The organism is Microbacterium aquimaris (genome assembly GCF_039531285.1).
Taxonomy (GTDB): domain Bacteria; phylum Actinomycetota; class Actinomycetes; order Actinomycetales; family Microbacteriaceae; genus Microbacterium; species Microbacterium aquimaris.
The window spans coordinates 1,926,128-1,940,202 of sequence record NZ_BAAAPT010000001.1; the positions used below are offsets into that span (position 1 = coordinate 1,926,128).

Below are 14,075 nucleotides of genomic sequence, written 5' to 3' on the forward strand. Positions count from 1 at the left end.
ACGCGGCACCCGATCCTTCGGGGGACAGCCGGGGACCTTCTCTGCGCGCGTGCGGTCGCGCTATCCAATCGCTTACAAGGGAGAACTCGTGGAGTCCATCTCCGAGATCCACAACGACGCCGCTGAGGCGTCCACCGATACGGCGTCGGCATCCGCTACGGCTCCGGCCGAGGGCGCGTCGAGCCCGGCCGAGGCCTCGTCCGTGCAGGCCGAGTCCGCGCCGACCGCCTCGTCCGCTGAAGCCCCGGCCGAACAGAAACCGGCCAAGGCGCCGCGAAAGCGCGCCCCGCGCCGTGCCAAGAGCACCGACGCTCCGAAAGCAGACGAGTCGGCCGCCGCCGATTCCGGCGACGCTCCGGCCGCCGATGCGGCGCCCGCCGCCGACGCGGGCGACGGTGACACCGCCGCCGAGCAGCCGGCGAAGAAGCCCGTGCGTGCCCGCAAGGGTCGCGGCAAGGCCGCGGTGAAGGAGGAGCCGACCGATTCCGCCACTCCCGCCGACGACGTATCCGCAACCGACGGCGCCGCGGGCGAGTCCGCCCCGTCGGATGCCGTTGCCCCGGATGCCGGGGCGACGGGTGCCTCGGACGCCGACGCCCCGAACAGCGGCGCCTCGAAGCTCGCGTCGAACAGGAACTCCTCCGCCAAGAACGCCTCCGCCCAGGACGACGCGGCCACGACCGAGTCTGCGAAGACCGACTCCGGAAAGAACGAGGGCGGAAAGAACGACTCCGGCCGCAACGGCGGCGACGGGGAGGCCTCCGACGAGTCCGGCAACGGGCAGGACTCTTCGGACGGCGAGGGTTCGGGCCGCGGTCGCAACCGCAACCGGAACCGGAACCGCAACCGCAACGCGAACCAGAACCCCGGGCAGAACGGTCAGAACCAGAACGCGCAGAACGACGGTGACGACGAGTCCGGTCAGGGCTCCGGACGTGGCCGGCAGCGTAACAAGCGCCGCGGCCAGAACACCGGCGACGAGTTCGAGACCGAGATCAGCGAAGACGACGTCCTGATCCCCGTGGCGGGGATCCTTGATGTCCTCGACAACTACGCGTTCGTGCGCACCACGGGCTATCTTCCCGGACAGAGCGACGTCTACGTTTCGCTCGGTCAGGTCAAGAAGTACAACCTCCGCAAGGGCGATGCCGTCGTCGGCGCGATCAAGCAGCCGCGCGAGGGGGAGCAGTCGGGCCGCCAGAAGTACAACGCGCTGGTGAAGGTCGATGCCATCAACGGCCTGTCGGTCGACGACGCCGCAGACCGCGTCGAATTCGGCAAGCTCACCCCGCTCTACCCGCAGGACCGGTTGCGTCTGGAGACGGCGCCGGAGAAGCTGACGCAGCGGATCATCGACCTGGTCGCGCCGATCGGTAAGGGCCAGCGAGGCCTCATCGTCGCACCGCCCAAAGCGGGCAAGACGATCGTGCTGCAGCAGATTGCGAACGCGATCGCGCAGAACAACCCTGAGGTCCACCTCATGGTCGTGCTCGTCGACGAGCGCCCCGAAGAGGTCACCGACATGCAGCGCAGCGTGAAGGGTGAGGTTGTCGCCTCGACCTTCGATCGCCCCGCCGAGGACCACACCACCGTGGCAGAGTTGGCCATCGAGCGTGCCAAGCGCCTGGTCGAGCTCGGCCGCGACGTGGTCGTGCTCCTCGATTCGATCACCCGACTGGGCCGGGCGTACAACATCTCCGCGCCCACCTCGGGCCGCGTGCTCACCGGCGGTGTCGACGCGTCGGCACTGTATCCGCCCAAGCGTTTCTTCGGTGCCGCCCGCAACATCGAGAACGGTGGGTCGCTCACGATCCTCGCCACGGCGCTCGTGGAGACGGGGTCGAAGATGGACGATGTCATCTTCGAGGAGTTCAAGGGCACCGGCAACAGCGAATTGCGCCTGAACCGCCAGCTTGCCGACAAGCGGATCTTCCCGGCGGTCGACGTCAACGCGTCGAGCACCCGGCGCGAGGAGATGCTCCTGTCGCCCGATGAGGTCAAGATCACCTGGAAGCTGCGCCGCGCCCTCGCCGGCCTCGAACCGCAGCAGGCCCTCGAGGTGGTGCTGGGCAAGCTCAAGGAGACCCAGTCGAACGTCGAGTTCCTCGTGCAGATGCAGAAGTCGATCCCCGCACCCGCCCACGGCGGCAACGGCGCGCACGGGTCCGACAACAGCATCCGCTGACCCGCGGAGGTCGGCGTGTTCGAGTCCGTCCAGGGGCTGATCGAGGAGTATCGCGACGTCGAGCGCGAACTCTCCGATCCGGCCGTGCACGCCGACGCGACGCGCGCCAAGCGCGTGAACCGTCGGTATGCGGAGTTGTCGCGGATCGTTCGCGCCTATGAGGCGTGGGCGGCCTCCGCGGACGACCTGGCCGCCGCGCGCGAGCTCGCCCGCGAGGACGACGCCTTCGCCGAGGAGATCCCCTCGTTGGAGGAGGAGCATGCGCGGTTGCAGGAGAAGCTCCGGCGTCTGTTGATCCCGCGCGATCCCGACGATGCGCGTGATGTGATCATGGAGATCAAAGCGGGGGAGGGCGGTGCCGAGAGCGCACTGTTCGCCGCTGATCTGCTGCGCATGTACGTGCAGTACGCGACCTCGAAGGGCTGGAAGACCGAACTGCTCGAGCGTGACGAGTCCGACCTGGGCGGCTACAAGAACGTGCAGGTCGCGATCAAGGGCTCGTCATCCGACCCCGCCCAGGGGGTGTGGGCGCACCTGAAGTACGAGGGTGGCGTCCACCGTGTGCAGCGCGTGCCCGCGACCGAGTCTCAAGGGCGCATCCACACATCCACCACCGGTGTGCTCGTGTTCCCCGAGGTCGATGAGCCGGACGAGATCCAGATCAACCCGAACGACCTCAAGATCGACGTCTACCGGTCCTCCGGGCCCGGCGGACAGTCGGTGAACACCACCGACTCGGCCGTGCGCATCACCCACGTGCCGACCGGGATCGTGGTGTCGATGCAGAACGAGAAGTCGCAGCTGCAGAACCGCGAGGCCGGTATGCGCGTGCTCCGGGCGCGGCTTCTGGCCCGTCAGCAGGAGGAGTTGGACGCGCAGGCGGCCGACGCCCGCAGGTCGCAGATCCGGGGTATGGACCGCTCCGAGAGGATCCGCACCTACAACTTCCCCGAGAACCGCATCGCCGACCACCGCACCGGGTACAAGGCCTACAACCTCGACCATGTCATGGACGGAGCGCTCGAGCCCGTCATCGAGTCGGCGATCATCGCCGACGAGGAGGCGCGCCTGGCCGCTCTCGCCGGCGACTCCTGAGGGCGCCCCGCCGGGTCAGATCACGTACTCCGGCGCGGCCAGCAGCGCGCGGGTGTCGATCTCACCGGAGCGGGGGCGTGGCTTGGCGGGCACCCCCACCAGGATGCTGTCGGCGGGGGCGTCTTTGGTGACCACGGCGTTCGCGCCGACCACGCTTCCGGCTCCGACCGTGATCGGGCCGAGGATCTTCGCACCGGCCCCCACGGCGACGCCGTCCTCCAGCGTGGGGTGACGCTTGCCGCCGGAGCGCTGCCGACCGCCGAGGGTGACGCCGTGGTAGAGCATCACGTCGTCACCGACCTCGGCGGTCTCACCCACGACCACTCCCATGCCGTGGTCGATGAAGAAGCGTCGGCCGATCGTCGCGCCGGGGTGGATTTCGATGCCGGTCAGCCACCGGGTCAGCTGCGAGCCGGCGCGCGCGACGAAGCGAAGCCGCCGCACCCACAGGGCATGCCAGACCCGGTGGCCCCAGACGGCATGGAGCCCGGGGTACAGCAACGCGATCTCCATCGCCGAGCGCGCCGCGGGGTCGCGCAGCTTCGCGGCGGCGAGGTCCTCGCGCGCGTCTGACCACAGGCCCATCCGGTCAGTCCTCGACGAGGTCGGCGTACAGCGGGGTGGACAGGTATCGCTCGCCGAACGAGGGGATGATGACCACGATGTTCTTGCCGGCGGCCTCGGGACGGGCGGCGACCTGCAGGGCGGCCCAGATCGCCGCGCCGCTGGACATTCCGACGAGGATCCCGTCCTTGGCGGCGGTCTCGCGCGCCACGCGCAACGCATCGTCGAGTTCGACGTCGATGACCTCGTCGATCACGTCACGGTCGAGGATCGCGGGCACGAAGTTCGGGCCGATGCCCTGGATCTTGTGGGGGCCGGGCGTGCCCTCGGTCAGCAGCGGCGAGTCCTTCGGCTCGACGGCGATGACCTGCGCGCCGGGCACCTTCTCCTTGAGTACCTGCCCGACGCCGGTGATCGTGCCTCCGGTGCCGATGCCCGCGACGAAGTAGTCAACCGCCCCATCGGTGTCGCGCAGGATCTCCTCGGCGGTGGTCTTGCGATGGATGGCGGGGTTGGCCTCATTGGCGAACTGCTTGGCGAGGATCGCGCCGGGCGTCTTCTCGGCGATGGCCTCCGCCTCCTCGACGGCGCCCTTCATGCCCTTGGCCGGGTCGGTGAGGACCAGTTCCGCGCCGAACGCCTTCAGAAGCATGCGGCGCTCCTTCGACATCGACGCCGGCATCGTGAGGACGACCTTGTAGCCGCGTGCGGCGCCGACCATCGCCAGGGCGATGCCGGTGTTGCCGCTGGTGGCCTCGACGATGGTCCCCCCGGCGGTCAGGTCTCCGGAGGCCTCGGCGGCGTCGACGATGGCGATGCCGAGACGGTCCTTGACGCTGGAGGCGGGGTTGTAGAACTCGAGCTTGGCGAGGATGTTCGCCTCGGTGCCTTCGGCCACCCGGTTGAGCCGGACGAGGGGGGTGTCACCGAAGGCGGAGGTGATGTCGGAATGGATGCCGGGCATGGCGGGCCTTTCGGGGTCGGTGGGTTCGTTCGGAACACCTCGAGCCTAGGCGAGGTGACGGGGGAGGAGCCCGAATATGTCGCAACAGGGATGCCGGGCCCGTTCGCGGGGGCGAAAGCCCGCCTAAGCTGGGACGTCATGCCCCCCTTGCCCCCACCCGACTCGGTCTCGCATGCGCTGCGCGGTGCCGCGGAACGCCTCGCCGGCTCCGGGATCGCCGATCCCGCGGTCGACGCGGAGTTGCTCTTGGGCCATGTCCTCGGCCTCTCACGCGGCGGCGTGCAGGCCGCCGCCATCCGCGGAGACGAGCTGCCCGAGTCCGCGTCCGCGCGCTACCTCGATCTCGTCGAACGGCGCGCGACCCGTATGCCGCTTCAGCATCTGACCGGGTGCGCACCGTTCCGCTCGCTCGAGCTCGCCGTCGGCCCGGGGGTGTTCGTGCCCCGACCCGAGACCGAAATGGTCGCGCAACTGGCCATCGACGCGTTGAAGGCTTCCGCGTCCGCCTCGCCCGTCGCGGTCGACCTCGGCACCGGGAGCGGGGCGATCGCCCTGGCGATGGCCACCGAGGTCCCGCACGCACGGGTGCACGCCGCCGAGAATTCCGTCGAGGCGTTCGTGTGGGCCAGGGAGAATGTCGCGCGCCTCGGCGGTGACAATGTGCGCGTGGCGTTCATCGACCTCGCCGACGCGTTCCCCGAACTCGACGGCACCGTATCGGTCGTCGCATCGAACCCGCCCTACGTCCCGGACGACGCCATCCCCCGCGACCCCGAGGTGCGCCACCACGACCCGGCGGCGGCGCTGTACGGGGGCCCGGACGGGCTCGACGTCGTACGTGTGCTCAGTCGCGTCGGTCTCCGTCTGGCCCACCCCGGTGGCTCGATCGTCATCGAGCACGGTGAGTGGCAGGGTGAGGAGATCCGCCGGATCCTGGAAGCCGACGGGTGGCGGGCCGCCGCGACCCACCCGGACCTCACCATGCGCGACCGCGCGACCACCGCGGTCCGTCCCTGACGGACCGGCTCACGCTTCAGCGGCGACCGTGCGGCGCATCAGCCAGCGGCTCCGGCCGCCCACCCGCGAGGCGGTCTCGGTGACGCGTTCGAAACCGGCGCGCTCGAACAGGGCGGTCGTACCGATGTAGGCCGACACCCGGTCCATGCGTGCCCCGGACTCTCCGGGATAGCCCTCCATCACGCCGCCGCCGCCACGGTCGACGTGCGCGATCGCGCCCGCCAGCAGGTGGTGCATGAGGCCGTGGCCACGGAAGCCGGGCCGGACGACGAAGCACACCACGGACCACGGGTCGGCGTCGTCGACGAAGGGAATCGTGCGCGAATTCATCAGTCGGCGATAGGTCGACCTCGGCGCCACCGAGCACCATCCCGCGGCCTGCCCGTCGACGTAGGCGAGCACGCCGGGTCCCGGCGAGGTCGCGCACTCGGCACGCATGTGGTCGGCACGCGCCTGGACGGGCACACGACTGTCTCGATAAGCCATGCACCAGCAGCCGCGCCCGCCGGGTTTCTTGACGCCGACCACATCGAAGAAACCGGCGAATCGGCCGGTTGCGGCGACGACGTCGACCTGTCGCCCGTCGGCGAGGATGGTCATGGGGGGATGATCCTCCGCATTCGGGGATCGCGCAAGGGTTGCACCTAGAATCGACTGGTCATGTCCTCCCTCTTCGACTGCCGCGACCAGTCCCAGCTGCTGGCCGGTATGCGCCAGGCACGCCAGGCCGTCGGTCGCGGCGATCTGATCGTCGTCCCGACCGACACCGTGTACGGCATCGCCGCCGACGCGTTCTCGGCGTCGGCCGTGCAGCGGTTGCTGGAGGCCAAGGGGCGTGGGCGTCAGTCGCCGCCGCCGGTGCTGGTCGCCGGCGTCAACACCCTCCGCGCTCTCGTCTCCGAGGTCCCACCGGCCGTCGAAGACCTCGTGGAGGAATTCTGGCCGGGTGGGCTGACCATCGTTCTCCCCTCGCAACCCTCCCTGTCGTGGGACCTCGGTGACACCCGGGGCACCGTCGCCGTGCGGATGCCCGCCCACCGGCTCACGCTGGAACTGCTGGAGGAGACCGGGCCGTTGGCGGTCTCCAGTGCGAACCTCACCGGCAAGCCGGCCGCAGTGACGGTGCTCGATGCGATGAACATGCTCGGCGGCAGCGTCTCCACCTACCTCGACGACGGACCCAGCGCGACCGGGGTGGCATCCACCATCGTCGACGCCACGTCACTCGTCGTGGGGCCCGAGCCGGTCGTCCGGGTGTTGCGCGAAGGCGCGATCCCTCGTGCCCGCTTGCGCGAGGTCCTGGGTGACCTCCTCGAGGCGGACGCGGCGGACGAGGTGCAAGGCCAGGCCGGACCGGAGTCCGGCGGAGACTCGTGAAGCAGTACCTGTTCACGGTGCTGCTCACGGCAGCCGTCACCCTGGCCCTCTCATGGGCGGTGTGGCGACTCAGTCTCCGCTTCAAGCTGTACCCCGGCATCCGTGAACGCGACGTGCACAAAACCCCGACGCCACGGCTGGGCGGGATCGCCATGTTCCTGGGTGTCGTCACCGCCTTCCTGGTGTCCTCCCAGCACCCGTTCTTCCAGATCTTCTGGGCCGACCCGCGGCCCGTCTACGCGATCCTGGCCGCCACCGCCCTCATCGTGCTCGTCGGTGTCGCCGACGACCTGTGGGACCTCGACTGGATGATCAAACTCGGCGCGCAGTTCGTCGCCGCCGGCATCATCGCGTGGTTCGGCGAGCTGCAGATCTACGCACTGCCGATCGGCGGCATCGCCGTCTGGTCCGGCTGGGTGAGCTTCACCATCACGGTTTTCGCCATCGTCGTGGTGATGAACGCCGTCAACTTCATCGACGGCCTCGACGGCCTCGTCGCGGGGGTCTGCCTCATCGCCAACGGCGTCTTCTTCGCCTACTCCTATCTGCTGGTGCGCGACACCGGCGCGAGCAGCTACTTCAACCTCGCGTCGTTCATCGCCGCGGTCCTCATCGGCGCGTGCGTCGGCTTCCTGCCGCTGAACTGGAGTCCGGCGAAGATGTTCATGGGCGATTCGGGCGCGCTCATGCTGGGGCTGCTCATGGCGACCTCGGCCATCGCGATCACCGGCCAGCTCGATCCGGCGATCATCGGGGACAACGACGTCTTCGGCCGCTCGCAGCTGCTGGGTGCGTTCATCCCGATCCTGTTGCCGATCGTGGTCGTCATCCTTCCGCTGCTCGATTTCGGACTCGCCGTGATCCGGCGGATGGGGGCGGGGCGCAGTCCGTTCTCACCCGACCGCAAGCACCTGCACCATCGCATGCTCGACATGGGGCACAGCGACCGTGACGCCGTGTTGATCTTCTACGCGTGGACCGCCGTGGTCAGTCTCGCGTTCTTGCTGATGTACATCGGGACCGCGCAGGAGTGGCCCGGGGACTACCTGCTCGGCGTCGCCTTCGGCGTCGTCGGGGTCGTCGCATGCCTTGTCGTCACCCTCCTCCCCTCCCGCCGCACCGACGCCACCCCTAAGGAAGCCGTATGAGCCCCAACCCCGTCTCCAGCACCCCCATCCTGCGCACCGCGCTGGTGTGGTCCGGTGGCGTCACCGTCGTGCTGGCTCTCGCCGCGGCGCTGGTCGGCCTCCTGGTCGCCGGCACGGAAGGGTTGTGGAGCGGCCTGGCGGGTGTGCTGATCGCGGCGGTCTTCCTCGGGATCACCGCCGCGAGCATCCTCATCGCGAACCGGTGGTACGCAGACCCCCTGTACGTCCCGATCTTCTTCGGCATCGTGCTGGGCGGCTGGATCCTCAAGCTCGTGGTCTTCATCGTCGCGCTGCTCGTGCTGCGCGATCAGCCCTGGATCGCGCCGACGGTGTTCTTCGTCGCCCTGGTCGTCAGTGTGATCGCCTCGCTGGCGGTCGACGTCGCAGTGCTGTTGAAGATGCGCATCCCGCATGTGAGCGACGTCACGCTCCCCTCGGCATCCGATGTCGCGGACGGCCGGGAGGGGGAGGCGGACTCAGAGCCTCCGCGAGTTTGATAGGGTTGTCCTGCGCCCGCGCACTCTTCGATGAGTGCCAGCGGATGACCCTCCCCGACCATCGTCGCCACGGTACCCACCGTCGCCCCGAAGCTGGAGCCAGCGCTGATCACTCAAGCTGCGACACTGATCGCCACTGCCACGTCCACCGACGACGAATTCCATCCGCCGTCGATCACGGACTTCTTCCCTCCGGCAATCTTCTTCGAGGGCACCGCATTCGAGATCACGCGCATCAACCTCGCGCAGTTCCTCGCCACGGTCGTCCTGATCGTCGTGTTCCTCATCGGAACGCGCCGGATGAAGATCGTCCCCGGTCGATTCCAGAACATCATCGAGATGGGCCTGGACTTCGTCCGCGTCAACATCGCCGAAGACCTCCTCGGTAAGAAGGACGGGCAGCGATTCCTGCCGATCCTCACGACGATGTTCTTCATGATCCTGTTCATGAACCTGACGGGCGTCATCCCCGGGATCAACATCGCCGGCACGAGCGTCATCGCGGTGCCGTTGCTGCTCGCGGTCGTGTCGTACGTCACCTTCATCTACGCGGGCATCAAGAAGAACCCCGGCAACTTCTTCAAGAACTCCCTCATGCCCTCGGGTGTGCCGTGGCCGCTGTACGTCATCATCATCCCGCTAGAGTTCCTGTCGACCTTCATCATCCGACCGGTGACCCTCACCCTGCGTCTGCTGATGAACATGATCGTCGGGCACCTCATGCTGGTGCTGTTCTTCTCCGCCACCCAGTACTTCGTCTTCACCCTCGGAGGCCTGTGGACCGTGCTCGGCGCGGGCACACTCGCCTTCGGGTTCGTCTTCACCCTCTTCGAACTCCTGGTGGCCTTCCTCCAGGCGTACGTCTTCACGATCCTCACCGCGGTCTACATCCAGCTCGCGGTTGCGGAAGAGCACTGAGCGGGCCGGCACACGCCGTCCCACCCAACCGAAAGGAAACACACCCGTGGACGCAACTACGGTTCTCGCCGAGATGACGGGCTCCATCGCGAGCGTCGGCTACGGTCTCGCCGCCATCGGCCCCGCCATCGGCGTGGGCATCGTCGTGGGCAAGACCATCGAGGGCGTGGCTCGTCAGCCCGAGCTCGCCGGTCGCCTGCAGGTCCTGATGTTCATCGGTATCGCCTTCACCGAGGCGCTCGCCTTCATCGGTATCGCCACCGGCTTCATCTTCGGCGCCTGATCCAGGCCGCCCGCACACGTAAGGAGACAGGATGCTGAAGCCTCTTGTCATTCTCGCCGCGGAGGAGGGCGAAGCGCCCAACCCGCTCATCCCGGCGGTCTATGACATCGTCTGGTCGGCGGTGTGCTTCGTCGTCATCCTCTTCATCTTCTGGCGCGTCGTACTGCCCCGGATGAAGAAGCTGCTCGACGAGCGCTCGGCGGCCATCGAAGGCAACATCGCCAAGGCGGACGAGGCGCAGCGCAAGGCCGAGGCCGCGCTGCAGGAGTACACCGCAGCCCTCGCCGACGCCCGCAAGGAAGCCGGTGAGATCCGCGACGCCGCCCGTGAGGACGGCAAGAAGATCGTCGCCGAGGCGAAGGATTCCGCCACGAGTGAGGCGTCGCGCATCACCGCGTCCGCCCACTCCCAGATCGAGGCGGAGCGCCAGGCCGCTCTCGTCTCGCTGCGCGGAGAGGTCGGCACTCTTGCGCTCGACCTCGCCGGCGGCGTGATCGGCGAGACGTTGTCCGACGATGCGAAGGCTCAGGCCGTCGTGGACCGCTTCCTCGCCGACCTCGAATCCGAAAAGGCGGCCCAGTAATGGGCAGCGCGACCACTCAGGCGCTCTCGGCCACCACCGCGGCGCTCAGCTCAGCGTCCGGCGTCGACATCGACGTCGCACGCGAGCTGTTCGCCGCGGCCCGGGCGGTCGGTGACACGGCCGCGCTGAGCGGCGCGCTTGCCGACTCCGCGGCCGCACCGGCCGCGCGGGCGAAAGTCGTCGCCGACGTGTTCGGCCCGACGCTGCGCCCCGTGTCGGTGTCGCTGCTGACCACCGCCGTCGAACAGCGCTGGTCGTCTGCGTCGCAGATGATCGACGGACTCGAGGAACTCGCCGTCCGTGCCACTGCTGTGGCGGACCCGTCCGCTCCGGTCGAGGACGAGCTGTTCTGGTTCTCGCGGACCATCGCCGAGAACGCAGACCTCGAACTGGCACTGGGCAGCCGCCTCGGCGACGTGTCCGCGAAGGGCGCACTGGTCGACACGCTGCTGAACGGGCGTGCGAGCGAAGCGGCTCGACTGATCGTCTCGTCGCTGGTGCAGCAGCCGCGCGAGCGTCGCGTGCGGCAGCTGTTGGCCGACGCGATGCGGGTGGTCGCGGACCAGCGCGGTCGGACCGTGGCGACGGTGTACTCGGCCGCGCCGCTCAGCGAGGCACAGGCTCAGCGCCTGGCCGCGACGTTGTCGACGCGCTATGGCACCCAGGTCTCCATCAACTCCGTCGTCGACCCCACGGTCGTCGGCGGTGTCCGGGTGCAGATCGCGAACGACGTCATCGACGCCAGCGTGTCCGCACGCCTGGCCGATCTCCGGCACAGACTCGCCGGATAACCAGACTTCCCGCCGCAAGGCGGAGACTTCGGGCCGACGGCCCCACACAGAAGTAGTGAGTACAAAGGGAAGACAATGGCAGAACTCTCTATCAGCCCCGACGTCATCCGTGACGCGCTGAAGGACTTCGTCGCCGCCTACGAGCCCACCGGGGCCGCGGCGACGGAGGTCGGCACCGTCGTGGACGCGGCGGACGGCATCGCCCACGTCGAGGGCCTGCCGGGTGTCATGGCCAACGAACTGGTCGTGTTCGAAGACGGCACGCAGGGCCTCGCGTTGAACCTCGACGAGCACGAGATCGGTGTCGTCGTGCTCGGTGACTTCGCCGGCGTCCAGGCCGGTCAGCAGGTCACCCGTACCGGCGAGGTGCTCTCGGTCCCCGTCGGCGACGGGTACCTCGGACGCGTCGTCGACCCGCTCGGCAACGCGATCGACGGCCTCGGCGACATCGAATCGGTCGGTCGCCGTGCCCTCGAGCTCCAGGCTCCGGGCGTCATGTCGCGTAAGAGCGTGCACGAGCCCATGCAGACCGGCATCAAGGCCATCGACGCGATGATCCCGATCGGTCGCGGACAGCGTCAGCTCATCATCGGCGACCGCCAGACCGGTAAGACGGCCATCGCGATCGACACGATCATCAACCAGAAGGACAACTGGGAGTCGGGCGACCCGAACAAGCAGGTCCGCTGCATCTACGTCGCGATCGGCCAGAAGGGCTCGACCATCGCTTCGGTCAAGGGCGCCCTCGAGGACGCCGGCGCGATGGAGTACACCACCATCGTCGCCGCCCCGGCCTCGGACCCGGCCGGCTTCAAGTACCTCGCGCCCTACACCGGGTCGGCGATCGGTCAGCACTGGATGTACGACGGCAAGCACGTCCTGATCATCTTCGACGACCTGTCGAAGCAGGCCGAGGCCTACCGTGCCGTCTCGCTGCTGCTGCGTCGCCCGCCGGGCCGCGAAGCCTACCCCGGCGACGTCTTCTACCTGCACTCGCGTCTGCTGGAGCGTTGCGCGAAGCTCTCCGACGAACTGGGAGCGGGATCGATGACCGGTCTTCCGATCATCGAGACGAAGGCCAACGACGTGTCGGCGTACATCCCGACCAACGTGATCTCGATCACCGACGGCCAGATCTTCCTGCAGTCCGACCTGTTCAACGCCAACCAGCGTCCCGCGGTCGACGTCGGCATCTCGGTGTCGCGCGTCGGTGGTGACGCCCAGGTGAAGTCGATCAAGAAGGTCTCGGGGACGCTCAAGCTCGAGTTGGCGCAGTACCGCTCGCTGGAGGCGTTCGCGATGTTCGCCAGCGACCTCGACGCCGCATCGCGTCGTCAGCTCGCCCGTGGTGCGCGTCTGACCGAGCTGCTCAAGCAGCCGCAGTACTCGCCCTACCCGGTGGAGGAGCAGGTCGTGTCGATCTGGGCCGGAACCAACGGCAAGCTCGACACGATCGAGGTCGAGGACGTGCTCGCGTTCGAGCGGGAGCTGTTGGACTACCTCCGACGCAACACGTCGATCCTCGACGACCTGCGCGAGAAGAACGTCCTCACGGACGAGATCCTCAGCGAGCTCGAGTCCAAGACCGACGAGTTCGTCCTCGAATTCCAGGCGGGCAAGGGGCAGGCCATCAACCAGCCCGGCCACGAAGAGGTCGCCGCCGCGGAAGCCGAGGACGTCAACCAGGAGAAGATCGTCAAGGGCCGCCGCTAAGGCGCGTCCGGGACAGGAACCATGGGCGCACAACTGCGGGTCTACAAGCAGAAGATCAATTCTGCTCAGACCACGAAGAAGATCACGAAGGCGATGGAACTCATCGCGGCTTCGCGCATCCAGAAGGCGATGGGGCGTGTGCGCGCCTCCTCGCCCTTCGCGCGGGCCGTGACACGGGCCGTCTCCGCCGTGGCGACGCACTCGAACGTCGATCACCCGCTGACCGTCGAGCGTGAGGACATCCGGCGATCCGCCGTGGTGATCTTCGCCTCGGACCGGGGCCTGGCGGGCGCGTTCAACTCGCAGATCCTCCGCGAGGGCCTGCGACTGGCCGAGCTGCTGCGCTCCGAGGGACGCGAGCCGGTGTTCTACCTGATCGGTCGCAAGGCCGTCGGGTATTTCCAGTTCCGTCGGATGGACAGTGCGGCGCAGTGGACGGGTGACACCGACACCCCGCACTTCCACACCGCGGAGGAGATCGCCGCGACGCTGCTCGACGCGTACGACCGAGGCGGGGAAGACGGGGGAGTGGACGAGATCCATCTCGTGTACAACCGGTTCGTCAGCATGATCACCCAGTCTCCCGAGACGGTGCGTCTGCTTCCGCTCGAGGTCGTCGAGGCCGAGGAGAGCGCCGACTCCCAGGTGTACCCCCTGTACGAGTTCGAGCCCGACGCCGAGACGGTGCTCGATGCCCTCCTGCCGGTGTACATCCAAAGCCGTGTCTTCAACGCCCTCCTTCAGTCGTCGGCGGCCAAGCACGCCGCGACCCAGAAGGCGATGAAGTCGGCCAGCGACAACGCCGACAAGCTGATCACCGATTACACGCGACTGCGCAACAACGCACGCCAGGCCGAGATCACCCAGCAGATCGCCGAGATCGTCGGCGGCGCCGACGCCCTCGCGTCGGGCAAGTGACCGGCACGGCGCAACAGACCAT

General features: G+C 68.2%; 15 protein-coding genes. 12 read left to right on the plus strand and 3 right to left on the minus strand.

Features of this window, described 5'->3' with window-relative positions:
• The first annotated feature begins 88 nt into the window (after positions 1-88).
• Both rho and prfA read left to right on the plus strand, forming a co-directional pair.
• Complete coding sequence (rho, locus tag ABD204_RS08790; RefSeq protein WP_194425135.1) at positions 89-2,185, plus strand: transcription termination factor Rho; 2,097 nt, start codon at positions 89-91, stop codon at positions 2,183-2,185.
• A gap of 15 nt (positions 2,186-2,200) precedes the next feature.
• Positions 2,201-3,280: a peptide chain release factor 1 gene (gene prfA, locus ABD204_RS08795; RefSeq protein WP_194425136.1), complete on the plus strand. Its 1,080-nt coding sequence runs from the start codon at positions 2,201-2,203 to the stop codon at positions 3,278-3,280.
• A gap of 15 nt (positions 3,281-3,295) precedes the next feature.
• Here prfA and epsC read toward each other — a convergent pair whose 3' ends face one another.
• Both epsC and cysK read right to left on the minus strand, forming a co-directional pair.
• Positions 3,296-3,865 (minus strand): serine O-acetyltransferase EpsC, encoded by a 570-nt coding sequence (gene epsC, locus ABD204_RS08800; protein WP_194425137.1) that lies wholly within the window; start codon positions 3,863-3,865, stop codon positions 3,296-3,298.
• 4 nt (positions 3,866-3,869) lie between these two features.
• Positions 3,870-4,808 (minus strand): cysteine synthase A, encoded by a 939-nt coding sequence (gene cysK, locus ABD204_RS08805; protein WP_194425138.1) that lies wholly within the window; start codon positions 4,806-4,808, stop codon positions 3,870-3,872.
• A 138-nt stretch (positions 4,809-4,946) separates the two neighbouring features.
• Between cysK and prmC the strand changes: the two genes are divergently transcribed.
• Positions 4,947-5,825 (plus strand): peptide chain release factor N(5)-glutamine methyltransferase, encoded by an 879-nt coding sequence (gene prmC / locus ABD204_RS08810; protein ID WP_194425139.1) that lies wholly within the window; start codon positions 4,947-4,949, stop codon positions 5,823-5,825.
• A gap of 9 nt (positions 5,826-5,834) precedes the next feature.
• Here the strand turns inward: prmC and ABD204_RS08815 are convergent, their stop codons facing one another.
• A complete protein-coding gene (locus ABD204_RS08815) occupies positions 5,835-6,425 on the minus strand; it encodes a GNAT family N-acetyltransferase (RefSeq protein ID WP_194425140.1) in 591 nt (196 codons plus the stop codon).
• A 60-nt stretch (positions 6,426-6,485) separates the two neighbouring features.
• On the opposite strand from ABD204_RS08815, the gene ABD204_RS08820 reads away from it, so the two are divergent.
• From ABD204_RS08820 to ABD204_RS08860, 9 genes are all read left to right on the plus strand, one after another.
• Complete coding sequence (locus ABD204_RS08820) at positions 6,486-7,202, plus strand: L-threonylcarbamoyladenylate synthase (protein WP_194425141.1); 717 nt, start codon at positions 6,486-6,488, stop codon at positions 7,200-7,202.
• Positions 7,199-8,350, plus strand: coding sequence for an MraY family glycosyltransferase (locus ABD204_RS08825; protein ID WP_194425142.1), 1,152 nt, complete (start codon positions 7,199-7,201; stop codon positions 8,348-8,350). The genes ABD204_RS08820 and ABD204_RS08825 overlap by 4 nt, the downstream gene beginning before the upstream one ends.
• Positions 8,347-8,847: a Cg1360 family ATP-synthase-associated protein gene (locus tag ABD204_RS08830; protein WP_194425143.1), complete on the plus strand. Its 501-nt coding sequence runs from the start codon at positions 8,347-8,349 to the stop codon at positions 8,845-8,847. Before ABD204_RS08825 ends, ABD204_RS08830 begins: the two co-directional genes overlap by 4 nt.
• Before the next feature lie 105 nt (positions 8,848-8,952).
• On the plus strand, positions 8,953-9,765 hold the full coding sequence (atpB, locus tag ABD204_RS08835; RefSeq protein WP_241748080.1) for a F0F1 ATP synthase subunit A: 813 nt from the start codon (positions 8,953-8,955) through the stop codon (positions 9,763-9,765).
• 46 nt (positions 9,766-9,811) lie between these two features.
• On the plus strand, positions 9,812-10,048 hold the full coding sequence (gene atpE / locus ABD204_RS08840) for a F0F1 ATP synthase subunit C (RefSeq protein WP_322597554.1): 237 nt from the start codon (positions 9,812-9,814) through the stop codon (positions 10,046-10,048).
• 31 nt (positions 10,049-10,079) lie between these two features.
• Positions 10,080-10,631: a F0F1 ATP synthase subunit B gene (locus tag ABD204_RS08845; RefSeq protein WP_194425144.1), complete on the plus strand. Its 552-nt coding sequence runs from the start codon at positions 10,080-10,082 to the stop codon at positions 10,629-10,631.
• The gene (locus ABD204_RS08850; RefSeq protein ID WP_194425145.1) at positions 10,631-11,422 is read left to right on the plus strand and encodes a F0F1 ATP synthase subunit delta; all 792 of its coding nucleotides are present in this window, start codon (positions 10,631-10,633) and stop codon (positions 11,420-11,422) included. Before ABD204_RS08845 ends, ABD204_RS08850 begins: the two co-directional genes overlap by 1 nt.
• A 75-nt stretch (positions 11,423-11,497) precedes the next feature.
• A complete protein-coding gene (gene atpA, locus ABD204_RS08855) occupies positions 11,498-13,135 on the plus strand; it encodes a F0F1 ATP synthase subunit alpha (protein ID WP_194425146.1) in 1,638 nt (545 codons plus the stop codon).
• Between the two features lie 21 nt (positions 13,136-13,156).
• The gene (locus ABD204_RS08860; protein ID WP_194425147.1) at positions 13,157-14,053 is read left to right on the plus strand and encodes a F0F1 ATP synthase subunit gamma; all 897 of its coding nucleotides are present in this window, start codon (positions 13,157-13,159) and stop codon (positions 14,051-14,053) included.
• Positions 14,054-14,075: the final 22 nt, after the last annotated feature.

What these genes read in the sequence shown, in the direction of transcription:
- epsC (WP_194425137.1), bottom strand. Translation starts at nt 3,865, where the DNA reads ATGGGCCTGTGGTCAGACGCGCGCGAGGACCTCGCCGCCGCGAAGCTG.
- cysK (WP_194425138.1), bottom strand. Translation starts at nt 4,808, where the DNA reads ATGCCCGGCATCCATTCCGACATCACCTCCGCCTTCGGTGACACCCCC.
- prmC (WP_194425139.1), top strand. Translation starts at nt 4,947, where the DNA reads ATGCCCCCCTTGCCCCCACCCGACTCGGTCTCGCATGCGCTGCGCGGT.
- ABD204_RS08815 (WP_194425140.1), bottom strand. Translation starts at nt 6,425, where the DNA reads ATGACCATCCTCGCCGACGGGCGACAGGTCGACGTCGTCGCCGCAACC.
- ABD204_RS08820 (WP_194425141.1), top strand. Translation starts at nt 6,486, where the DNA reads ATGTCCTCCCTCTTCGACTGCCGCGACCAGTCCCAGCTGCTGGCCGGT.
- ABD204_RS08830 (WP_194425143.1), top strand. Translation starts at nt 8,347, where the DNA reads ATGAGCCCCAACCCCGTCTCCAGCACCCCCATCCTGCGCACCGCGCTG.
- ABD204_RS08845 (WP_194425144.1), top strand. Translation starts at nt 10,080, where the DNA reads ATGCTGAAGCCTCTTGTCATTCTCGCCGCGGAGGAGGGCGAAGCGCCC.
- ABD204_RS08850 (WP_194425145.1), top strand. Translation starts at nt 10,631, where the DNA reads ATGGGCAGCGCGACCACTCAGGCGCTCTCGGCCACCACCGCGGCGCTC.
- atpA (WP_194425146.1), top strand. Translation starts at nt 11,498, where the DNA reads ATGGCAGAACTCTCTATCAGCCCCGACGTCATCCGTGACGCGCTGAAG.
- ABD204_RS08860 (WP_194425147.1), top strand. Translation starts at nt 13,157, where the DNA reads ATGGGCGCACAACTGCGGGTCTACAAGCAGAAGATCAATTCTGCTCAG.